Here is an 18,754-nt window from a genome sequence, read left to right as displayed (position 1 = left end):
GGCGCGGCGTCCCGATCAATCTTTGGAAAAAGTGGTGAGCCGTGCAGGATTCGAACCTGCGACCCACTGATTAAAAGTCAGTTGCTCTACCAACTGAGCTAACGGCCCACTCTTTTCATCGGATCGTTTCGATCCGTGGCGCTGTCTAAGGCATTTTCCCGACCGGGTACAAGCCCTTTTTCGCACCGCGTTCCGCCTGAAATCATTGTGTTCCCGGCGTCCCGATAGGCGGCCTAATTAGGGTTGAGGCGGCGGGGGGTCAACCCCTTTTTTCAGGAATCTTCGCGCCGGGCTGGATTCATGTCTGCGGCAAGGCTATATGCCCGCCATGCAGCAACGATCCGACACCGGTTTGCCCTTCATGAAGATGCACGGGCTTGGCAATGACTTCGTCATTGTGGACGCGCGCGCGCATCCGGTGCAGATCACGCCGGCGCTGGCACGCGGAATCGGACACCGGCAGTTCGGGGTCGGATTCGACCAGCTGGCCGTCATCGAAAACGGCGAATCGGATGCACATCTGGTGTTCTACAATGCTGATGGGTCGATCTCGGCCACGTGCGGCAACGCCACCCGCTGCATCGCCCGGTTCCTGATGCGGGAAAGCGCCAAGTCCGAACTGACGCTGACCACCAGCCACGGCACGCTGCAGGCGCGCGACGCGGGCGATGGGCTGACCTCGGTCAACATGGGGCATCCGCAGCTGGACTGGGCCGACATTCCATTGGCCGAAGAGGTGGATACGCTGGAACTGCCGATCGAAGGCGGACCGGTGGCCACCGGCATGGGCAACCCGCATTGCACCTTCTTCGTCGAAGACGCCGAGGCGATTCCGCTGGCAGAATTCGGCGCGCGCTACGAGCATCACCCGCTCTATCCGCAGCGCACCAATGTGCAGGTCGCCCAGATCATCGGCCCGGATCAAATCCGCATGCGGGTGTGGGAACGCGGCGTGGGCATCACGCTGGCCTCGGGCTCGTCGTCCTGCGCCACGGCCGTGGCCGCGGCGCGGCGCGGCCTGACCGGACGCAAGGTGCAGATCGAACTGGACGGCGGCACCATCTGGATCGACTGGCGCGAGGACGGCGTCTGGATGACCGGCCCCACCTGCCATGTCTTCTCGGGCACGCTGAAGCCCGAGTTTCTGGAGTCGCTGGGATGAACCCGCCGAAATTCACCACGCTGGGCTGCCGGCTCAACGCCTATGAGACCGAGGCGATGAAGGAGCTGTCGCAGCAGGCCGGGCTGACGGACGCGGTGATCGTGAACACCTGCGCCGTCACCGCCGAAGCCGTGCGCAAGGCCCGGCAGGAGATCCGCAAGCTGCGCCGCGAGAACCCCAACGCCCGGTTGATCGTCACCGGCTGCGCGGCCCAGACCGAACCCCAGACCTTTGCCGAGATGGACGAGGTCGATGCGGTGATCGGCAACACCGAAAAGATGCGCCCCGAAACCTGGCAGGGCATGGCCGCCGATTTCATCGGCGAGACCGAGGCGGTGCAGGTCGATGACATCATGTCGGTCACCGAAACCGCGGGCCATCTGATCGACGGGTTCGGCACCCGTTCGCGCGCCTATGTGCAGGTCCAGAACGGCTGTGATCATCGCTGCACCTTCTGCATCATCCCCTATGGCCGCGGCAACTCGCGCAGCGTCCCGGCGGGCGTGGTGGTGGACCAGATCAAGCGGCTGGTGGACCGGGGCTACAACGAGGTCGTGCTGACCGGGGTCGACCTGACCTCATGGGGCGCCGACCTACCCGCAAGCCCCAAGCTGGGCGATCTGGTCATGCGCATCCTGAAACTGGTGCCCGACCTGCCGCGCCTGCGCATCAGCTCGATCGATTCGATCGAGGTGGACGAGAACCTGATGCAGGCCATCGCGACCGAGCCGCGCCTGATGCCGCATCTGCACCTGTCGCTGCAGCATGGTGACGACCTGATCCTGAAACGGATGAAGCGCCGCCACCTGCGCGACGACGCCATACGCTTCACCGAAGAGGCCCGCAGGCTGCGCCCCGAGATCACCTTTGGTGCCGACATCATCGCGGGCTTTCCGACGGAAACCGAGGCCCATTTCGAGAACTCGCTGAAACTGGTCACCGACTGCGACCTGACCTGGCTGCACGTCTTCCCCTATTCCAAGCGCGAAGGCACGCCGGCGGCGCGCATTCCGCAGCAAGTCAACGGCAAGGTGACAAAGCAACGTGCCGCCAGGCTACGTGAGGCGGGTGACGCGCAGGTAGCCAGACACCTGGAAGCCCAGCTGGGCAAGACCCATCACATACTGATGGAAAATCCCCACATGGGCCGGACCGAGCAGTTCACCGAGGTAACATTTGCGAACGCGCAACCCGAAGGGCAGATCGTGACTGCCACCATCACCGGGGTTCGCGATCAGCAGTTGGTGGCCTGACGTCCCTCAGGCCGGACCGTCGCTTGCCAGAAGCTCTTCCATGAAGACACTGATCAGTTGGGCGCGTCCGTCCACGCCGGCTTTTCCATAGATCGAAGCCGACTGCGCGCGTACGGTACCCACGGCACGGCCTCGGATCCGGGCGATATTCTCATTGTCGACGCCCTTGAGGATCAACAAGCCCACTTCGCGCTCGGCGCTGGTCAGGCCCCAGCGGGTAAAGAAAGTATCGATCACGGCGCTCATTTCGCCCTGCGCCGCGCGCAGGCCTTGTTTTGCCTGGTCCATTCGCGCCAGCAATCTGCGCAGCTCGAGCATGAAGAACAGGACACCAAGGCAAAGGACGGTTGCGACCAGGGATTCCAAAACGAGATGTGCCAGGGGCTCGCTGCCATCGAGGTCCAGAATGGCGTCGCCCATGTAGAATGCGGCACATAGCCCCTGAACCACGATCATCGCCGCCATCAGAACGGCCCGGCGTGCATCCGCATCGCCGGACCGCAAGTTTTCGGTGATCCATTTGATCATTTGGTCGACCAGCCATCAGGAATATTCTTGTCCCCTGATACCATGGCTTTGACCAGAGCGACACCGGTTCGACGTTGGTCCAAAAGCACGCCAAGCACGTGCAGAACAACGCTAAGCATCAGCCAGTTGAACGCCAGCTCGTGCGCATCCTCGACCCAACCCACCCCGAAGAAGGCCGTGGTGCCCATCATGATGCCTGTGGCGCAGATGACGCCCAACGTCATCCAGATGTTGTAGACCATCAGCGCGCCCAGAGGATTGTGCGACAGGTGAACCGACCGGTCGCCCCGGACGGTGTCACGCACATGTCGGACCGCAGCATTCGGGCTGAACGGAATTGCCGAGAACCTGGCCGGTGCCGGCCCAAGGACGCCCCAGGCCATGCGCAACAGAACCAGCCCGAGCACGGCGTAACCGACATATTCATGCAACGGCCCCTCGGGGTCGGTCACAGCGGCGTTGAGCAGAATGCCCAGAACCACCGACCAGTGGATCAGGCGGACCAGCGGGTCCCAGACCCGGATGGTGCGGGCGCCCTCGCGCCCGCCCTGGTGCTGGATGGACTCGGACATTGCCGGTCACTTGTCCTCGATCTTTTGGATCTTGCCGGACGCGGGGTCCACATAGACCTCGGCCATCTGTCCGTCTTTCACGACATAGGCCTCGATTTCACCGTCCTCCATTTCGATCTTGCGCACGTCATAGCCAAGCTCGGTCAGAGCGGTGCGCACCTCGGTCTCTGTCTTGCCCAGTTCCGTATCCGGCACCAGGTCCAGAGCCAGAACCGGAGTGGCCACAAGCAACGCCGCTGCAAGTATGGGTAGTTTCATGTCGGGTCTCCTCGGTTTCGATCCTGCGTCAGACCGCCTGACGCTGTCGAAAACCTGAGCAGCCGACACCGCCGGCGCCATGCGCATTCCGCTTAAAAGCCGTGAATAAGCCCGCGCTGATGCCCGGTTCGGCGGGTTTCCGACCGCAAAAAGAAAAAACCCCGCGCCATGCGCGGGGTTGTCTTGCTTTTGCAGGCGACGCTCAGGTCAAACCGACTTTTTGCCTTTGACCGGCGCCCACAGACGCTTGTTCACCAGGTAGAGAAGCACCGACATGATGGTCAGGAACAGAACCCCGACAAAGCCCGAGGCCTTGCGATCCATCATTTTTGGTTCGGCGGCCCACATCAGGAACGCAGCGACGTCCTGGGACATGGCCTCGACGGTGTTTTCGTGTCCGTCGGCAAACTCGACCTGTTCGTCAGACAACGGCGGGCCCATCGAAATCCAGCCGCCCGGGAAGGCGGTGTTTTCGTACAGGATCGTGCCGGCCTCTTCTTTTTCCTTGCCGGTATAGCCGTCCAGCAGCGAGGCGATGTATTCAGCGCCACCCATGCCTTTGACCAGCTGGTTGATCCCCAGACCGTAGGGGCCGTGGAAGCCTGCACGCGCCTTGGCCATCAGGCTCAGGTCAGGTGCGCCCACGGCATCATTGGCCGGGAAGTGATCGGTCGGCCTGGCCGGGCGGAAATCGTCCAGCTCGGGATCGAACACCTCGAACGAGCCGGCGGCATAAGCGATGACTTCTTCTTCCGAGTAGCCCAGCGCCGTGAGGTCGCGCAGCGGTACGTATTTCAGACCGTGGCAGGCCGCGCAAACCTCGGTATAGATCTGCAGGCCGCGCTGAAGCTGGTTCTGATCGTAAGCGCCAAAGGGCCCTTCGAACGAGAAGTCGAAGTCCTCGATATGCTGCTCGCCGCCTCCGGCTGCGGATACCGCAGCAGGAGCAAGGGCGATGGCAAACGCGGCACCGATTGCAAGTTTCTTGAACATGGTTTCCGGTCCCTCTTCTTACTCGGCCGGCGTGGCGTCGGCGTCAGCCTTGCCATAATGCGCGTTGAAGTCTTCTTCGATGGTTTCCGGCTGGGCATCGGGCTTTTCGATGACACCCAGGATCGGCAGGATCACGAAGAAATAAGCGAACCAGTAGGCGGACGCGATCAGCGAGAAGGTCGCATAGGGCTCTTCCGCCGGCATCGCACCCAGCCACATCAGGGCAAAGAAGTCGATGACCAGAAGGTAGAACCACCATTTGAACATCGGGCGGTACTTGCCCGAACGCACGGTCGAAGTGTCCAGCCAAGGCGCCAGCGCCATTGCCAGGATTGCACCGAACATCGCCAGAACACCAAAGAACTTGGCGTCGATGATGCCACCGGTGATGAAGCTGGCGAACTGCACGACCCAGACTTCGCTGGTGAAGGCACGTAGGATCGCGTAGAACGGCAGGAAGTACCATTCAGGCACGATGTGCGCGGGCGTGACCAGCGGGTTGGCTTCGATGTAGTTGTCCGGGTGGCCCAGGTAGTTCGGCATGAAGCCGACGATTGCCCAGAACACGACCAGGATGACGGCCAGCGCGAACAGGTCCTTGATCACGAAATAGGGCCAGAATGGCAGCGTGTCTTTCTCGGCCTCGGCTTTCGACGTGCGGCGAACTTCAACACCCGTGGGGTTGTTGTTGCCGGTGGTGTGGAAGGCCCAGATATGCACGATGACCAGCCCTGCGATGATGAAGGGCAGCAGATAGTGCAGCGAGAAGAAGCGGTTCAGCGTCGCGTTGTCGACGGCCGGTCCGCCCAGCAGCCAGGTCTGGATCGCTTCGCCCACGAAGGGGATCGCGCCGAACAGGCCGGTGATCACGGTGGCGCCCCAGAAGGACATCTGACCCCAAGGCAGAACATAACCCATGAAGGCGGTGCCCATCATCATCAGGTAGATCAGCATGCCGATGATCCAGGTCACTTCGCGCGGCGCCTTGTACGAACCGTAGAACAGGCCGCGGAAGATGTGGATATAGACCGCCACGAAGAACAGCGACGCGCCGTTCATGTGCAGGTACCGCAGCATGTAGCCGCCGTTTACGTTGCGCATGATGTGCTCGACGCTGGCAAAGGCCAGATCGACATGCGGGGTATAGTGCATCACTAGAACGATGCCGGTGACGATCTGCAACGCCAGGCAGAAGGTCAGGACGATGCCCCAGATCCACATCCAGTTCAGGTTCTTCGGGGTGGGGATCATCAAAGTGTCGTATAGAAGGCCGACGATGGGCAGACGGCTGTTCAGCCACTTCTCGCCGTTGGTCTTCGGTTCATAGTGATCGTGCGGGATACCGGACATGAGCGCGTCTCCTTAACCCAGCTTGATGGTGGTTTCGTCGAGGAACTCGGCGACCGGGATATGCAGGTTTTCCGGAGCGGGACCTTTGCGGATACGGCCCGCCGTATCGTAGTGCGATCCGTGGCACGGGCAGAACCACCCGTGAAAATCACCAGCGCCGTCGCCCAGAGGAACGCAGCCCAGATGGGTGCAGACGCCCATCATCACCAGCCATTCGCCGGCTTCGTCCAGCGTCCGGTTTTCATCGGTCGCGGGCAGGTTCGGCTTGTTTTCGTTCCGGTCGTTCTGATCCGGCAGATCCTCCAGCGGCACTTCGCGGCCCCAGTTGATCTCTTCTTCGGTACGGCGACGAATGAAGACGGGCTTGCCCAGCCACTTGACCGTGATCTGGGTGCCAATCTCGACGCCGCTGACGTCCACGCGGATCGAGGACAGCGCCTGAACGTCTGCCGAGGGGTTCATTTGGTTGACCAGGGGCCACACGGCGGCTCCCGTTGCAACGACACCTGCGCCGCCGGCGGCGTAGTAGAGGAAATCTCTGCGGGTGCCTTCGTGGTCTTCTGCGTGGGACACGAGGTTTTCTCCGATTCCAGCGCCCGGCTACGGGCAAACATGCATCAGCACCGCATCAAAGCGGCGTCTCATCGCGGGTATCTAGCTGGCGGAAATCGGTTCGTCCAGCGGTCATAGGCGCGCACTACGCCGCATCTGGGCATTCATGTCACAATGAAGGGGTCATTTTTCAAGAACTTCCTCGGATGTTGCGAAAATCGCCGTTCGAAGGCGCGAATCACTTCGCAGGTGATTCTCTGACCCTTCGCCACGGCTATCGCCCCTGGCCCGGCCGAGCACCTGTTCACTCGGGTACCCGGCACGAGGCATATACGACAGCAACCTGACCGCGCGGTTCCGGGACCACGAAACCCATGTAAACATCTATTTTGAAATCATTTTTTTAGTTGCGTCGCGATAAATTTCCCGGTTGCGACCCCGGGGTTTTTCAAGCAAAGGCGGCGGGCGCGCGACCGATCTGAATGAGGACCCAAATGACTTTGTCAAAAAATGCCATTCTGCTGCTCGCGTTCACCGCCGCACACCAGGCCGCCGCCGAAGGCGACGCAGCGCGCGGCGAGAAACTCTACAACCGCTGCTCGTCCTGTCACGCCATCATCAAGGATGGCGAGGTTCTGATCAAAGGCGGCATCACCGGCCCGAATCTCTATGGTGTGGTCGGCAGGGCCGCCGGAACCGAAAACGACTATCTGAACGGCAGCGAACGGCTGCCCATCGGCATGTTCACCGATGACATGATCCGCGCCGGTGAAAACGGCCTGGTCTGGACGCAAGAGAATATTGCCGCCTACGCCCGCGACCCGATCGGGTTCATCCAGGACTTCCTGAAGGACGAGACCGCCCGCCCGAACATGAGCGTCAAGCTGAAGACAGGTGCCGAGGATATCGCCGCCTATCTGGCCACGTTCACCGACTGAACCCAACCCGGCGCCGGTCAACTGTCCCGCATCAGGGCGGCCAGTTGACCAAGCTCGGTGCCGATCCCGGACTGCTCGACATTCTCGGCGGCGGCCAGCCGCGCCGTCCCGGGCTTGTTCTGGTTCAGTTTCCAGGTGCCGTCGATCTGAGTGATCTGCATCCAGCAGGGCACGATCATGCGCATCATGCGCTCCAGCGCCGCCGGGTCCATCTTGTCGGCGCGCCAGGGCGGTTTGGGTTGCAGCCGCTGCTCAAAAAAGGCCGATTGCCGATCCAGAAGATCGCGCAGCCGGTCCTGGGGCTGCAATTCCAGCCGGCCTGTCAGGTGGACCGCCACATAGTTCCATGTGGGCACCTGATCCGCGACCCCGTACCAATCGGGCGAGACATAGCCGTCGGGCCCCTGAACCGCGATCCGCGCCTCCTGCGGGTTGGCCAGCGCCCGCACGATCGGGTTCGAACGCACCAGATGCAGTTCGGCCACCGCGCCATCCTCGGACAGCAGAAAGGGCACATGGCTGATCAATGGCGGGCCGTCGACCGACAGCGCCAGTACGCCGAATCCCCGGCTGCGGGCAAACTCCACATGGCGCGCGCGGTCCTCGGCGCGAAAGGCTGAGTTGGGGTGCATGACCGTCCTCCTGCAGACAGGTCTTGCAGATCGCGCGCACGCTTGGCAAGGTCGCGCCGTTCTCAGGGCGGGGCGGAATTCCCCACCGGCGGTATGCGGGCCCAGACCCGCCAGCCCGCGAGCGGCTCTGTCATTCAACCGACAGAGTGTCAGCAGATCTGGTGAGAGGCCAGAGCCGACGGTTAAAGTCCGGATGAAAGAGAACGAGCAGCGCGCCTCGCCAAGGGCGCGTCTGTCCGTGATCGCCTTGGGTGACGTGTCATGCCGCGCTGGCCGCGAAACCCTTCGCACCCGCCAGCAGGCCACCAAGCTGAAAGGAGATCACGATGACACACACCCGCTATGCTTTCGTCAAAGCCAACTGGCATGCCGATATCGTCGACCGCGCGCTGGGCGGTTTTCTGGAGTTGATCCCCGCCGATCAGGTCGATGTGTTCGACGTGCCGGGCGCGTTTGAAATGCCCCTGCTGGCCCGCGACCTGGCCCGGACGGGCCGCTATGCCGCCGTGGCCTGCGCGGCTTTTGTCGTCGATGGCGGCATCTACCGGCACGATTTCGTGGCGCAGGCCGTGGTTGACGGGCTGATGCGCGCGGGGCTGGAAACCGGCGTGCCGGTCCTGTCGGTGTCGCTGACGCCGCACCAGTACCAGGAAACCGACCATCACAACGCCATCTACCGCGCGCATTTCGTGGAAAAGGGGCGCGAGGCAGCTCGGGCGGCGCTGAAAATCGTCGAAACCCGCGCCGCACTGACCCGTGCTGCCTAAGCACACTGGGTTGGGGCAGCGATGCCCCAACCGCAAATCCGCTTGAGGCGGCAGGCTCTCGTCGTTAATCACGACCCTCAAAGGAGCACGCCCCATGTCGATGAACAGCTTTGGACACCTTTTCCGCGTCACCACCTGGGGTGAAAGCCACGGCCCCGCGCTGGGCGCCACGGTGGATGGCTGCCCGCCCGGCGTCCCGATCGACGAGGGTATGATCCAGCACTGGCTGGACAAGCGCAAACCGGGCCAGAACAAGTTCACCACCCAGCGGCGCGAGCCCGATCAGGTGGAGATCCTGTCAGGCGTGTTCGAGGGCCAGACAACCGGCACCCCGGTCCAGCTGATGATCGAGAACACCGATCAACGCTCGAAGGACTACGGGGACATCATGGACAAGTTCCGCCCCGGCCATGCCGACATTACCTATTGGCAGAAATACGGCATCCGCGACTATCGCGGCGGCGGGCGCAGCTCGGCCCGGGAAACGGCGGCGCGGGTGGCCGCGGGCGGGCTGGCGCGCGAGGCGATCAAACAGATCGCGCCGAATGTCCAGATCACCGGCTACATGACCCAGATCGGCCCGCACCGGATCGACCGGGCCAACTTTGACTGGGCGCAGATCGAACAGAACCCGTTCTGGACCCCGGATGCACAAGCCGCCGAGGACTGGGCGGCCTATCTGGACGATCTGCGCAAATCCGGCAACTCGGTCGGCGCGGTGGTCGAAGTGGTGGCGCGCGGCGTTCCAGCGGGCCTCGGCGCGCCGGTCTATGGCAAGCTCGACACCGATCTGGCCGCGGCGATGATGTCGATCAACGCGGTCAAGGGCGTCGAGATCGGCGAAGGCATGGCCGCCGCCGAACTGACCGGCGAGGCCAATGCCGACGAGATTTTCATGGGCCAGAACGGCCCGCAATACAGCTCGAACCATGCAGGCGGCATTCTGGGCGGTATCTCGACCGGGCAGGACATCGTGGTGCGTTTTGCAGTCAAACCGACCTCATCGATCCTGACCACGCGCAAGACCATCACCAAATCGGGCGAAGAGACCGAGATCATCACCAAGGGCCGCCACGACCCCTGCGTCGGCATCCGCGCCGTGCCGGTCGGCGAGGCGATGATGGCCTGCGTGATCCTGGACCACCTGCTGCTGCATCGGGGCCAGATCGGTGAGAACCGTGGACGGATTGGCTGAGCTGCGCGACCGCCTACGCGCGGTCGTCGCGCAGCGGATGATCACCGACCCGGCCCATGACCTGGCCCATCTGGACCGTGTCTGGGTCAATGCCCGCGCCATCGCCGATGCGCAAACCGACAGGACCGTGCTGCTGGCGGCCTGCTATCTGCACGATCTGGTCAACCTGCCCAAGAACGACCCCGACCGACACCTGGCCTCGCGCCGGTCGGCCCAGGAGTCCGAGCCTGTTCTGCGAGAACTGGGCCTGAGCGATGCCCAGATCGCCGCCACCCGCCACGCGATCGAGGCGCACAGTTTTTCCGCCAACATCCCGCCCGAGACGCCCGAGGCGCGAATCCTGCGCGATGCCGACCGGTTGGATGCGCTGGGCGCCATCGGGATCGCGCGGAATTTCTCGGTGTCCGGCGCTTTGGGGCGGACGCTCTATGATCCGGCCGATCCGTTCGCATCGCACCGGCCGCTGGACGATCTGCACTATTCGATCGACCACTGGAAGGTGAAGCTGCTGGCCCTGCCCGACGACATGCTGACCGAAGCCGGACGGCAGATCGCGCAGCAACGGGTCCGGCGCATGATCCGGTTTCTGACCGAATTCGCAGAAGAGATCGGAAGCCCCCTGCCCGACAGCTGGACACGCCCCAATCCGACCCGTTGATCTTTGCCGCGCAAAGGCGCAGGGTCGCGCCGATGGCCCAATCCCTGACCTCTCATCGCCCCGTGCTGGCCGTGACGCTGAAACTCAGCGCGCTGTTCCTGTTCACGGCGATGTCGGCGCTGGTCAAGGCGCTGTCGGCGGATTTCCCGCCAGGCCAGATGGTGTTTTTCCGTTCGCTTTTCGCGGTGCCGGTGATCGTGGCCTGGCTGATCTCGCGCGGGGAACTGGCGCAAGGCTTTGTCGTCAGGAAACCCATGGGCCATTTCTGGCGCGGGGTGCTGGGCACCACCGCCATGGGCCTGACCTTCACCGGGCTCAGCCTGCTGCCGCTGCCCGAGGTTACGGCGATCGGCTATGCCACCCCGATCTTCACCCTGATCCTGGCGGCGCTGCTGCTGGGCGAGCGCATCCGCCTGATCCGCATCGGCGCGGTGGCGATCGGGCTCTTGGGCGTGCTGATCATGATCTGGCCGCGGCTGGGCTCGGCCGATCTGGGCACCGGCGCCACGATCGGCGCGCTGTGCGTGCTGGGTGCGACCGTCGCCCGTGGCTTCGTGCAGATCCACATCCGGCAACTGGTTCAAGTCGATCACCCCGCCGCAATCGTCTTCTATTTCTCGATGACCGCCACGCTGCTGTCAGCGCTGACCGTGTTCTGGGGCTGGACCATGCCGACCCTGAACCAGCTGCTGATCCTGATCACGATGGGGCTGATCGGCGGCGTCGCGCAGATTCTGGTGACCTCGTCCTACCGGTTCGGGCAGGCCTCGATGCTGGCGCCCTATGACTACACGTCGATGCTGTTTGCGATCTTCATCGGCTATGTCTGGTTCGACGAACTGCCGACCCTGGCGATCCTGCTGGGGGCGGCACTGGTGATCGCCGGCAATGCGGTGGTGATCTGGCGCGAACACCAGCTGGGTCTGGAGCGCGGCAAGGCGCGGTCGCTGACCGATCACAAACCCTGACTTTACCTTTCGCGCCCATCGCCTAGGTTGGCGCGGACAATCAACGAGGTTTTGCCATGAGCGACGCACAGGACCACAAACAGAAGATGCAACAGGTGCAGGCCCAGCACCGCAAGAAAGTGTCCGAGGCCGTGGATCCCGGCCGCGGGCTGGTGCTGATCAACACCGGCAAGGGCAAGGGCAAATCCTCGGCCGCCTTCGGCGTGGTGATCCGCGCACTGGGCTGGGGCCAGAAGGTCGCCGTGGTTCAGTTCATCAAGGGCAAATGGAAGACCGGCGAGCGGCGGTTCTTCGAAGAGCGCGATCTGGTCACCTGGCACACGATGGGCGAAGGCTTCACCTGGGACACCCAGGACCGCGACCGCGACATCGCCGCCGCCACTGCCGCCTTCGACAAGGCGCGCGACCTGATGGCCAGCGGCGACTATGACCTTGTGGTGCTGGACGAGATCAACATCGCCCTGCGCTATGAATACCTGTCGGTGGACGCAGTGATCGAGGGGCTGAAGGCCCGCTCGGACCGGACCAGCGTGTTCTTGACCGGGCGCGACGCGCCGCAGGCGCTGCGCGACTATGCCGATCTGGTCACCGAAATGACCGAGGAAAAGCACCCGTTTCAGGCCGGCATCAAGGCCCAGCGCGGCGTCGATTTCTGATCGGTCAACGCGGGACGGCACCACTTGCCGGTGCCGCTGGCGTGCTCTGCGGGACAGTGGCGATCCGGGCGTCCGCAACCCCGGCCGCCCGGTCACAGCGTCCGTCCTGGCATTTGCAGTCCAGGTAGGCCACCAGGTCGCCATCGGCGCAGCACCCGCTGCCAAGGGGCAGGTCTGAACTGGACAGAAGTTCAAGTATCGGGTCGCGCATCGCGTGGCCTTTCCGAAATCGTTTCCGAGACGGTGGCGCGCCCTCGCGGGTGTACGGCTTGGCGTGCAGGCCGTCTCGGAATCAAAGGCTTGATACCGGGGTATCTGGCGTTGGGCTAAAACTGACAATTTCTGTCGGACTTTTCAAGACCAAAATTCGCCCCGGCCAAATGGCCGGAGCAAGGGGTCAGGCGGTGGCTGTCTGGTCGGGCGCGCTGAGCGAGATTACGGCCACCACGGCGGCGCCATTCAGCCAGTAGTAGACCGCATCCAGACCGGTGAAGCCGAACAGGCTGGGCGCGAACAGGAAGGTGAGCCCCACCAGCAGATCGACGGCCAGGTGAAACCTGTAGGGCAGCACGCGCCAGACGCCCAGGTGATGATCCGTCAGCACCGTCAGCATGAAAGCCGCCACGCCGGTGGCCACCGAGAGCCACAGCGCAATCGGGTTCGACGCGCCCAGTCCCAGAAGAAATGGCAACCCCATCAGGGCCAGGGCAACCGGGTAGTCCAGATAGGCATGAATGGTGCGGGTAACGAAACGCAGAGACATGATGTTTCCTTTCCTTGATTGAGGACGGATCAAGGATATGTTCGCCAGCCCGAACGTAGCAGCCCATATCGTTTGGAATACCTTGCAGATCGTCCGCCAGTTTGCCGGATCAGTGCATCGCCCTGTAGGCGGCTGGAGACAGGCCGATCTGCTTCTTGAACACCCGCGAAAACGCCGCCTCGGAGGCATAGCCGACCTGAGCCGCCGCGTCGGCCACGTTCCAGCGGCTTTCGATCAGTCCGTGGCAGGCGATCTGCATACGCCAGTCGGTCAGGTATTGCATGGGCGTGGCGCCCATCTTCTGGGTGAACAGCTGTGCGAAGGTCGTGCGCGACATGCCGGCTTCACGCGCCAGCGATGCCACGCTCCACTCGCGGGCCGGGTCGCGGTGAAAGGCGCCCAGCGCGCGTGATATACGTGGATCGGCGAAGCCCGACAGGGCCGCATCGGTGGGGCTTTGATGTTCCAGATAGGCGCGGATCGCCTGGGCGAACAGAACCTCAGACAGTTTCAGCGCGATCAGGTCCCCGCCGATCCGGGCACCCGCAACCTCGGATTCGATCATCCGCAGCGTCGCCTCGATCCAGGCCCCGGCGGATTCGCCGTAATTCTCGATCAGGATATAGGGCGGCAGACGGTCGATCAGCATATGCCCTGTGCCGCGCCGCCCGGCCGGACCGGCAAACGAGAAATGCCCGCAGATCAGTTGGGTGTCACGGTCCTGCTCGGCTCCGCCATAGACCAGCACACCGTCACCTTTGTAGCCGGCCCGGTCCAGAACCTGCTCCAGCGGCAGAGCATCCACGGGCCGGACCTCGTTGCACAGCAGCGCATGTGCGGCACCGTGCGGGATCAGGATCAGATCCCCCTGCCGCAACCGCAGGGTCTCGCCGGTGGTGGACACATGCACCTTCAGCTCTCCGCGCTGGACGAAGTGAAACCGGGCGACGTTTTCGAATGCAGGCACCTGCACGCCGAAGGGCGGCGTGAACGAGGTCCGGAAATACAGGGTGCCCCGCAAAGACAGGCGCGTCAGGATATCGCTGAGCAGGTCCAACATGCGCCTAGGATACGGATTCGGACCCGACCGTCCAGCGCAGCGGACGATCTGCAACAAACCCCGGACGGGCGGCAAGGCCGGTCGGCCACCGCCCGCGCGGATGTCGGATCAGCTGCGGACCAGCTGTTCGTAGTCGTTGGCGATCTCGCGGGTCAGGTCACCGACCTCGAAGGTATACTCGCCGATCTGGCCCACCGGCGTGACCTCGGCCGCGGTGCCGGTCAGCCAGCACTGTTCGAAATCGGCCATCTCCTCGGGCAGGATGTGGCGTTCGTGTACGGTGATGCCCTTGTCTTTCAGCATCTGGATCACCGTCTGGCGGGTGATGCCGTTCAGGAAGCAGTCGGCCAGCGGCGTATGCACCTCGCCATCCTTGACGAAGAACACGTTGGCGCCGGTCGCCTCGGCCACATAACCGCGGTAATCCATGAACAAGGCATCCGAACAGCCCTTGGCTTCGGCCTTGTGCTTGGAGATGGTGCAGATCATGTACAGCCCCGCCGCCTTGGCATGGACCGGGATGGTTTCCGGGCTGGGCCGCTTCCACTCGGCGATGTCCAGCTTGGCGCCCTGCATCTTGGCGTCGCCGTAATAGGCGCCCCAGGGCCAGACCGCGATGGCCATGCGCACCGGGTTGCGCGCCGAGGCCACGCCCATGTCCTCGCCCGAACCGCGCCAGACCAGCGCGCGCACATATGCGTCCTTGAGGCCGCTTTTCTCGAGCGTTTCGGCCTTGGCCGCCTCGATCTGATCGACCGTGTAGGGCATCGGCATGTCCAGCGCCTCGGCCGACTTGATCAACCGCTCGGAATGTTCGCGGCTTTTGAAAATCTTGCCGTTATAGGCGCGTTCGCCCTCGAAGACCGAGCTGGCATAGTGCATCGCATGGGTCAGGACATGCACCTTGGCGTCGCGCCAGGGCACAAATTCGCCATCCATCCAGATGACACCGTCACGATCGTCATATCCCGCCATCCGAAACCTCCTGACCCGGGCCACATTTCCGATTGTTGCGTTACTTAGGTCCGACTCGGACACAAAATTGCGCAAAAACTGCGATTCGATACCTGTCCGCCCTTGGAATGTCAATAACGCTGACTTAAAGTCGGGGCGTGTAACGAATGAGGCCCGATATGTCCGAGATCCGCCCCGCCCCGGTCTTTGGCGGAGAAAGCCTGTTGTTTCTGACGGATGAACAGCTTCGCCAGGGGATCGAGGCGATGTTCTTCGCCTATCGCGGCTTTACCGCCGACCCCGACCGCATCTTAAGCGAAATGGCCTATGGCCGGGCGCATCACCGGGCGATCCATTTCATCAACCGTGCGCCTGGCACCACGGTGAACAACCTGCTGGCGATTCTGGGGGTGACCAAGCAATCGCTGAACCGGGTGCTGCGCACGCTGATCGACGACGGCCTGGTCGAGAGCCGGGTCGGCACCGTCGACAAGCGCGAACGCCACCTGTACCTGACCGAAAAGGGCAAGGCGCTCGAGTCGCAGCTGTCGGACGCCCAGCGTGCCCGGATGCGCGCGGCCTACAAGGATGCCGGCCCCGAGGCGGTTGCCGGATTCCGCAAAGTTCTTGAAGCGATGATGGATGCTGATATGCGTCGGGCTTACACGAAACTGCGGGATTCAACTTCATGAGCGATGTGGACGCCCACCTTCTGATCGTCGATGACGATGAACGCATCCGCGATCTCCTCAAGAAATTCTTGATGCGCAGCGGATTTCTGGTGACGGCGGCGCGTGATGCCGCCCATGCGCGACGGGTCCTGTCGGGGCTGGATTTCGACCTGATCGTGATGGATGTGATGATGCCGGGCGAGGATGGCGTCAGCCTGACCCGGGCCCTGCGCGAGACGCACGACACGCCGATCCTGCTGCTGACGGCACGTGGCGAGACCGAGCACCGGATCGCCGGGTTGGAAGCCGGAGCAGACGATTACCTGGCCAAGCCGTTCGAGCCCAAGGAACTGCTGCTGCGGATCAACGCCATCCTGCGGCGGATGCCGGAAACCACGGCGCAGGACACCGCCGCCAAGATCCTGCATCTGGGGCCGATCCGCTATGACATCGAACGCGGCGAGATGTGGCAGGGCGAAGAGCCGGTGCGGCTGACCGCCACCGAAAGCCAGTTGATGAAGATCTTCTCGGCTCAGCCGGGCGAGCCGATCAGCCGGTCGAAGCTGGTCGAGGATCTGGGGCGCGACAAGGGGCAGGCGCAGGAACGTGCGGTGGACGTGCAGATCACGCGCCTGCGTCGCAAGATCGAACAGGACCCGAAGCAGCCGCGCTATCTGCAGACGGTTCGGGGCGCAGGATATATGCTGGCGCCGGATTGATTTTGCCGCCGCGCGGCGTTTTCTTGCCTTCGGCGAGGATATTTTTGGCCAGATGAAGTTGGGGGAGTTTCATGAAGACCGCTGTTTTGACGCATGCCGACTGTCTGGGTCATGTCACCCCCGAGGGGCACCCCGAACGGGTGGCCCGGCTGGAAAATATCCTGCATGCGCTGGAGTTGTTGGACCTGCAGCGGGTGACCGCGCCGCTGGCGGCGGATGATGATCTGCTACGGATTCATCCCGAGAGTTACATCCGCGAAATCCGTGACAGCCGCCCGACCGAAGGGTTCCGCCAGATCGACGGGGATACGTTCATGTCACCCGGCTCGGTCGATGCGGCCTATCGGGCGGCGGGGGCCGTTGTGCGGGCGGTGGACATGGTGCTGGGCGGTGAGGCGCCAAATGCGTTCTGCGCCATTCGGCCGCCGGGCCATCACGCCGAACGTGAAACCGCCATGGGGTTCTGCCTGTTCGGAAATGCCGCTCTGGCGGCGAAACATGCGCTGGATCATCACGGACTGGATCGGGTCGCGGTGGTGGATTTCGACGTGCACCACGGCAATGGCACGCAGGATCTGCTGTGGGACGAGGCCCGGGCGTTGGTGATCACCAGCCAGCAGATGCCGCTGTGGCCGGGCTCGGGACGGCCGGATGAGACCGGTGAGCACGACACCATCGTGAACATCCCGCTGGCCCCCGGTACCGGCGGGGCCGAGATGCGCGCGGCCTACGAAGCGCAGGCCTTTCCTCGGCTGCGCGCGTTCAGGCCCGAGCTGATCGTCATCTCGGCCGGGTTCGACGCGCATCAGGACGATCCGCTGGCCAATCTGAACTGGTCCACCGACGACTTCGCCTGGATCACCGCGCAGCTGTGCCGGATCGCCGATGAGCTGTGTGGGGGCCGTATCGTCTCGACTCTGGAAGGCGGGTATGATCTGAACGCACTGGCCAAGGCCACACGCGTCCATGTTGAAGAACTGATGAAGGTAGCCCGATGACCGAGACCCCCGTTGAACAGATGACATTCGAACAGGCGATGAAAGAGCTGGAGGCCGTGGTCGGCCAACTGGAGCGCGGCGACGTGGCGCTGGACCAGTCGATCGCCCTGTACGAGCGCGGCGCCAAGCTGAAGAAACGCTGCGAGGACGAGTTGAAGCGCGCCGAGGAGAAAGTGGCCGCCATCACGCTGGATGCCGATGGGCAGCCCACCGGGACGACCCCTGTCGAAGGCCTGTAATGTTTTCCGAAAGGCTGGTGCAGGATGCGGCGCTGATCCAGGCGCAGTTCGATCTGGTTCTGGGCGCGCTGGACGATGTCGATGTGACCCGCGCGATGGCCTATGCCACGCAGGGCGGCAAGCGGCTGCGCGGGTTTCTGGTACTGGAAAGCGCCCGGCTGCACGGGATGGACGAGACCTGCGCGATCTGGCCCGCGACCGGGATCGAGGCGCTGCATGCCTACAGCCTGGTGCATGACGATCTGCCCTGCATGGACGATGATGACCTGCGGCGCGGTCGTCCGACCGTGCACAAGCAATGGAACGACGGCATCGCGGTTCTGGCTGGCGACGCTTTGCAGGCGCTGGCATTTGAACTTTGCACCCGGCCCGAGGTCGGATCTTCACACGTTCGGGCGGAACTGGCGCTGACCCTCGCCCGGGCCAGCGGTGCGCAAGGCATGGTTCTGGGTCAGGCGTTGGACATCGCTGCCGAATCTGCCGAACAGCCTTTGACCCTGCCGGAGATCACGCATCTTCAGGCCGGCAAGACCGGGGCACTGATCGAATGGTCGGCGTGCGCCGGTGCTGTTCTGTCGGAGGCTGATCCGACCCCATTGCGCCAATATGCCCGTGCGCTGGGTCTTGCCTTTCAGATCGCCGACGACATCCTTGATGTGGAAGGTGACAGCGAAAAGGCGGGCAAACGGTTGCAGAAGGATGCACAGGCGGGAAAGGCGACATTCGTGTCCCTGCTGGGCCTCGACGCCGCCAAGGCCCGCGCGATCGAGCTGATTGATCAGGCCTGCGCCGCGTTGGATGGGTACGGAGCACGGGCCGAAACCTTGAAGGACGCCGCCCGCTTCGTTATTGCGCGTGAAAGCTGAAC

At 63.3% G+C, this 18,754-nt stretch carries 24 protein-coding genes, 1 tRNA gene and 1 riboswitch; of the genes, 13 read left to right on the top strand and 12 right to left on the bottom strand.

Going from position 1 to position 18,754, the window contains the following annotated elements; all coding sequences use genetic code 11:
• Window positions 1-32: 32 nt before the first annotated feature.
• Window positions 33-108: transfer RNA gene (locus tag GOW72_RS01225), tRNA-Lys, on the bottom strand.
• A gap of 211 nt (window positions 109-319) precedes the next feature.
• On the opposite strand from GOW72_RS01225, the gene dapF reads away from it, so the two are divergent.
• Window positions 320-1,162, top strand: coding sequence for a diaminopimelate epimerase (dapF, locus tag GOW72_RS01220; RefSeq protein WP_170364548.1), 843 nt, complete (start codon window positions 320-322; stop codon window positions 1,160-1,162).
• On the top strand, window positions 1,159-2,415 hold the full coding sequence (gene mtaB / locus GOW72_RS01215) for a tRNA (N(6)-L-threonylcarbamoyladenosine(37)-C(2))-methylthiotransferase MtaB (protein WP_170364544.1): 1,257 nt from the start codon (window positions 1,159-1,161) through the stop codon (window positions 2,413-2,415). The genes dapF and mtaB overlap by 4 nt, the downstream gene beginning before the upstream one ends.
• A gap of 6 nt (window positions 2,416-2,421) precedes the next feature.
• Here the strand turns inward: mtaB and GOW72_RS01210 are convergent, their stop codons facing one another.
• From GOW72_RS01210 to petA, 6 genes are all read right to left on the bottom strand, one after another.
• Window positions 2,422-2,943, bottom strand: a complete 522-nt coding sequence (locus GOW72_RS01210) for a helix-turn-helix transcriptional regulator (protein ID WP_170361318.1) — start codon at window positions 2,941-2,943, stop codon at window positions 2,422-2,424.
• Window positions 2,940-3,515: a cytochrome b/b6 domain-containing protein gene (locus GOW72_RS01205; RefSeq protein WP_170364540.1), complete on the bottom strand. Its 576-nt coding sequence runs from the start codon at window positions 3,513-3,515 to the stop codon at window positions 2,940-2,942. The genes GOW72_RS01210 and GOW72_RS01205 overlap by 4 nt, the downstream gene beginning before the upstream one ends.
• Window positions 3,516-3,521: 6 nt before the next feature.
• The gene (locus GOW72_RS01200; protein ID WP_170364537.1) at window positions 3,522-3,773 is read right to left on the bottom strand and encodes a PepSY domain-containing protein; all 252 of its coding nucleotides are present in this window, start codon (window positions 3,771-3,773) and stop codon (window positions 3,522-3,524) included.
• A gap of 207 nt (window positions 3,774-3,980) precedes the next feature.
• Window positions 3,981-4,766, bottom strand: coding sequence for a cytochrome c1 (locus GOW72_RS01195; RefSeq protein ID WP_170361312.1), 786 nt, complete (start codon window positions 4,764-4,766; stop codon window positions 3,981-3,983).
• 18 nt (window positions 4,767-4,784) lie between these two features.
• Complete coding sequence (petB, locus tag GOW72_RS01190; protein ID WP_093964026.1) at window positions 4,785-6,116, bottom strand: cytochrome b; 1,332 nt, start codon at window positions 6,114-6,116, stop codon at window positions 4,785-4,787.
• 12 nt (window positions 6,117-6,128) lie between these two features.
• Window positions 6,129-6,689, bottom strand: coding sequence for a ubiquinol-cytochrome c reductase iron-sulfur subunit (gene petA, locus GOW72_RS01185; RefSeq protein ID WP_093964025.1), 561 nt, complete (start codon window positions 6,687-6,689; stop codon window positions 6,129-6,131).
• A 473-nt stretch (window positions 6,690-7,162) separates the two neighbouring features.
• On the opposite strand from petA, the gene GOW72_RS01180 reads away from it, so the two are divergent.
• The gene (locus GOW72_RS01180; protein WP_170364534.1) at window positions 7,163-7,606 is read left to right on the top strand and encodes a c-type cytochrome; all 444 of its coding nucleotides are present in this window, start codon (window positions 7,163-7,165) and stop codon (window positions 7,604-7,606) included.
• A gap of 17 nt (window positions 7,607-7,623) precedes the next feature.
• Here the strand turns inward: GOW72_RS01180 and GOW72_RS01175 are convergent, their stop codons facing one another.
• Entirely contained in the window at window positions 7,624-8,238 is a 615-nt protein-coding gene (locus GOW72_RS01175; RefSeq protein WP_170364532.1) for an FMN-binding negative transcriptional regulator, read from the bottom strand.
• Between the two features lie 54 nt (window positions 8,239-8,292).
• Window positions 8,293-8,447: riboswitch (FMN riboswitch) on the top strand.
• A gap of 117 nt (window positions 8,448-8,564) precedes the next feature.
• Here GOW72_RS01175 and GOW72_RS01170 point away from each other — a divergent pair.
• The 5 genes from GOW72_RS01170 to cobO all read left to right on the top strand — a co-directional run bounded on the left by GOW72_RS01170 (window position 8,565) and on the right by cobO (window position 12,482).
• Complete coding sequence (locus GOW72_RS01170) at window positions 8,565-9,005, top strand: 6,7-dimethyl-8-ribityllumazine synthase (protein ID WP_170364529.1); 441 nt, start codon at window positions 8,565-8,567, stop codon at window positions 9,003-9,005.
• Between the two features lie 94 nt (window positions 9,006-9,099).
• A complete protein-coding gene (gene aroC / locus GOW72_RS01165) occupies window positions 9,100-10,200 on the top strand; it encodes a chorismate synthase (RefSeq protein WP_170340855.1) in 1,101 nt (366 codons plus the stop codon).
• The gene (locus GOW72_RS01160) at window positions 10,184-10,858 is read left to right on the top strand and encodes an HD domain-containing protein (RefSeq protein WP_170361305.1); all 675 of its coding nucleotides are present in this window, start codon (window positions 10,184-10,186) and stop codon (window positions 10,856-10,858) included. The genes aroC and GOW72_RS01160 overlap by 17 nt, the downstream gene beginning before the upstream one ends.
• A gap of 32 nt (window positions 10,859-10,890) precedes the next feature.
• Entirely contained in the window at window positions 10,891-11,826 is a 936-nt protein-coding gene (locus GOW72_RS01155) for a DMT family transporter (protein WP_149774168.1), read from the top strand.
• A gap of 56 nt (window positions 11,827-11,882) precedes the next feature.
• Window positions 11,883-12,482, top strand: coding sequence for a cob(I)yrinic acid a,c-diamide adenosyltransferase (gene cobO, locus GOW72_RS01150; RefSeq protein ID WP_170364527.1), 600 nt, complete (start codon window positions 11,883-11,885; stop codon window positions 12,480-12,482).
• Between the two features lie 4 nt (window positions 12,483-12,486).
• On the opposite strand, the gene GOW72_RS01145 is transcribed toward cobO, so the two are convergent.
• The 4 genes from GOW72_RS01145 to GOW72_RS01130 form a co-directional block, all read right to left on the bottom strand.
• Complete coding sequence (locus GOW72_RS01145; RefSeq protein WP_093964018.1) at window positions 12,487-12,693, bottom strand: hypothetical protein; 207 nt, start codon at window positions 12,691-12,693, stop codon at window positions 12,487-12,489.
• A gap of 186 nt (window positions 12,694-12,879) precedes the next feature.
• Window positions 12,880-13,245: a hypothetical protein gene (locus GOW72_RS01140; RefSeq protein ID WP_170342836.1), complete on the bottom strand. Its 366-nt coding sequence runs from the start codon at window positions 13,243-13,245 to the stop codon at window positions 12,880-12,882.
• A 109-nt stretch (window positions 13,246-13,354) separates the two neighbouring features.
• Window positions 13,355-14,305, bottom strand: coding sequence for an AraC family transcriptional regulator (locus tag GOW72_RS01135; protein ID WP_170364029.1), 951 nt, complete (start codon window positions 14,303-14,305; stop codon window positions 13,355-13,357).
• A 108-nt stretch (window positions 14,306-14,413) separates the two neighbouring features.
• Window positions 14,414-15,280 carry a branched-chain amino acid aminotransferase gene (locus tag GOW72_RS01130; protein WP_170340845.1) on the bottom strand — a complete coding sequence of 289 codons (867 nt, stop codon included), beginning with the start codon at window positions 15,278-15,280 and terminating at the stop codon, window positions 14,414-14,416.
• 158 nt (window positions 15,281-15,438) lie between these two features.
• Here GOW72_RS01130 and GOW72_RS01125 point away from each other — a divergent pair, with 158 nt between their 5' ends.
• The 5 genes from GOW72_RS01125 to GOW72_RS01105 all read left to right on the top strand — a co-directional run bounded on the left by GOW72_RS01125 (window position 15,439) and on the right by GOW72_RS01105 (window position 18,752).
• Complete coding sequence (locus GOW72_RS01125; RefSeq protein ID WP_170342830.1) at window positions 15,439-15,951, top strand: MarR family winged helix-turn-helix transcriptional regulator; 513 nt, start codon at window positions 15,439-15,441, stop codon at window positions 15,949-15,951.
• Entirely contained in the window at window positions 15,948-16,649 is a 702-nt protein-coding gene (locus GOW72_RS01120; protein ID WP_093964013.1) for a response regulator, read from the top strand. The genes GOW72_RS01125 and GOW72_RS01120 overlap by 4 nt, the downstream gene beginning before the upstream one ends.
• A 71-nt stretch (window positions 16,650-16,720) precedes the next feature.
• Window positions 16,721-17,647: a histone deacetylase family protein gene (locus GOW72_RS01115; RefSeq protein WP_170364525.1), complete on the top strand. Its 927-nt coding sequence runs from the start codon at window positions 16,721-16,723 to the stop codon at window positions 17,645-17,647.
• The gene (locus GOW72_RS01110; RefSeq protein WP_005979588.1) at window positions 17,644-17,886 is read left to right on the top strand and encodes an exodeoxyribonuclease VII small subunit; all 243 of its coding nucleotides are present in this window, start codon (window positions 17,644-17,646) and stop codon (window positions 17,884-17,886) included. Before GOW72_RS01115 ends, GOW72_RS01110 begins: the two co-directional genes overlap by 4 nt.
• Window positions 17,886-18,752 (top strand): polyprenyl synthetase family protein, encoded by an 867-nt coding sequence (locus GOW72_RS01105; RefSeq protein WP_170364523.1) that lies wholly within the window; start codon window positions 17,886-17,888, stop codon window positions 18,750-18,752. The genes GOW72_RS01110 and GOW72_RS01105 overlap by 1 nt, the downstream gene beginning before the upstream one ends.
• Window positions 18,753-18,754: the final 2 nt, after the last annotated feature.

Origin of the sequence: Ruegeria arenilitoris (assembly GCF_013032855.1) — a bacterium.
Lineage (GTDB): Bacteria > Pseudomonadota > Alphaproteobacteria > Rhodobacterales > Rhodobacteraceae > Ruegeria > Ruegeria arenilitoris.
The sequence above is the reverse complement of the archived record's forward strand: the minus strand, read 5'-3'. Positions and strand labels throughout refer to the sequence as shown.

What these genes read in the sequence shown, in the direction of transcription:
- dapF (WP_170364548.1), top strand. Translation starts at nt 320, where the DNA reads ATGCCCGCCATGCAGCAACGATCCGACACCGGTTTGCCCTTCATGAAG.
- mtaB (WP_170364544.1), top strand. Translation starts at nt 1,159, where the DNA reads ATGAACCCGCCGAAATTCACCACGCTGGGCTGCCGGCTCAACGCCTAT.
- GOW72_RS01210 (WP_170361318.1), bottom strand. Translation starts at nt 2,943, where the DNA reads ATGATCAAATGGATCACCGAAAACTTGCGGTCCGGCGATGCGGATGCA.
- GOW72_RS01205 (WP_170364540.1), bottom strand. Translation starts at nt 3,515, where the DNA reads ATGTCCGAGTCCATCCAGCACCAGGGCGGGCGCGAGGGCGCCCGCACC.
- GOW72_RS01200 (WP_170364537.1), bottom strand. Translation starts at nt 3,773, where the DNA reads ATGAAACTACCCATACTTGCAGCGGCGTTGCTTGTGGCCACTCCGGTT.
- GOW72_RS01195 (WP_170361312.1), bottom strand. Translation starts at nt 4,766, where the DNA reads ATGTTCAAGAAACTTGCAATCGGTGCCGCGTTTGCCATCGCCCTTGCT.
- petB (WP_093964026.1), bottom strand. Translation starts at nt 6,116, where the DNA reads ATGTCCGGTATCCCGCACGATCACTATGAACCGAAGACCAACGGCGAG.
- GOW72_RS01180 (WP_170364534.1), top strand. Translation starts at nt 7,163, where the DNA reads ATGACTTTGTCAAAAAATGCCATTCTGCTGCTCGCGTTCACCGCCGCA.
- GOW72_RS01175 (WP_170364532.1), bottom strand. Translation starts at nt 8,238, where the DNA reads ATGCACCCCAACTCAGCCTTTCGCGCCGAGGACCGCGCGCGCCATGTG.
- GOW72_RS01170 (WP_170364529.1), top strand. Translation starts at nt 8,565, where the DNA reads ATGACACACACCCGCTATGCTTTCGTCAAAGCCAACTGGCATGCCGAT.
- aroC (WP_170340855.1), top strand. Translation starts at nt 9,100, where the DNA reads ATGTCGATGAACAGCTTTGGACACCTTTTCCGCGTCACCACCTGGGGT.
- GOW72_RS01155 (WP_149774168.1), top strand. Translation starts at nt 10,891, where the DNA reads ATGGCCCAATCCCTGACCTCTCATCGCCCCGTGCTGGCCGTGACGCTG.
- cobO (WP_170364527.1), top strand. Translation starts at nt 11,883, where the DNA reads ATGAGCGACGCACAGGACCACAAACAGAAGATGCAACAGGTGCAGGCC.
- GOW72_RS01145 (WP_093964018.1), bottom strand. Translation starts at nt 12,693, where the DNA reads ATGCGCGACCCGATACTTGAACTTCTGTCCAGTTCAGACCTGCCCCTT.
- GOW72_RS01140 (WP_170342836.1), bottom strand. Translation starts at nt 13,245, where the DNA reads ATGTCTCTGCGTTTCGTTACCCGCACCATTCATGCCTATCTGGACTAC.
- GOW72_RS01135 (WP_170364029.1), bottom strand. Translation starts at nt 14,305, where the DNA reads ATGTTGGACCTGCTCAGCGATATCCTGACGCGCCTGTCTTTGCGGGGC.
- GOW72_RS01130 (WP_170340845.1), bottom strand. Translation starts at nt 15,280, where the DNA reads ATGGCGGGATATGACGATCGTGACGGTGTCATCTGGATGGATGGCGAA.
- GOW72_RS01125 (WP_170342830.1), top strand. Translation starts at nt 15,439, where the DNA reads ATGTCCGAGATCCGCCCCGCCCCGGTCTTTGGCGGAGAAAGCCTGTTG.
- GOW72_RS01120 (WP_093964013.1), top strand. Translation starts at nt 15,948, where the DNA reads ATGAGCGATGTGGACGCCCACCTTCTGATCGTCGATGACGATGAACGC.
- GOW72_RS01115 (WP_170364525.1), top strand. Translation starts at nt 16,721, where the DNA reads ATGAAGACCGCTGTTTTGACGCATGCCGACTGTCTGGGTCATGTCACC.
- GOW72_RS01110 (WP_005979588.1), top strand. Translation starts at nt 17,644, where the DNA reads ATGACCGAGACCCCCGTTGAACAGATGACATTCGAACAGGCGATGAAA.
- GOW72_RS01105 (WP_170364523.1), top strand. Translation starts at nt 17,886, where the DNA reads ATGTTTTCCGAAAGGCTGGTGCAGGATGCGGCGCTGATCCAGGCGCAG.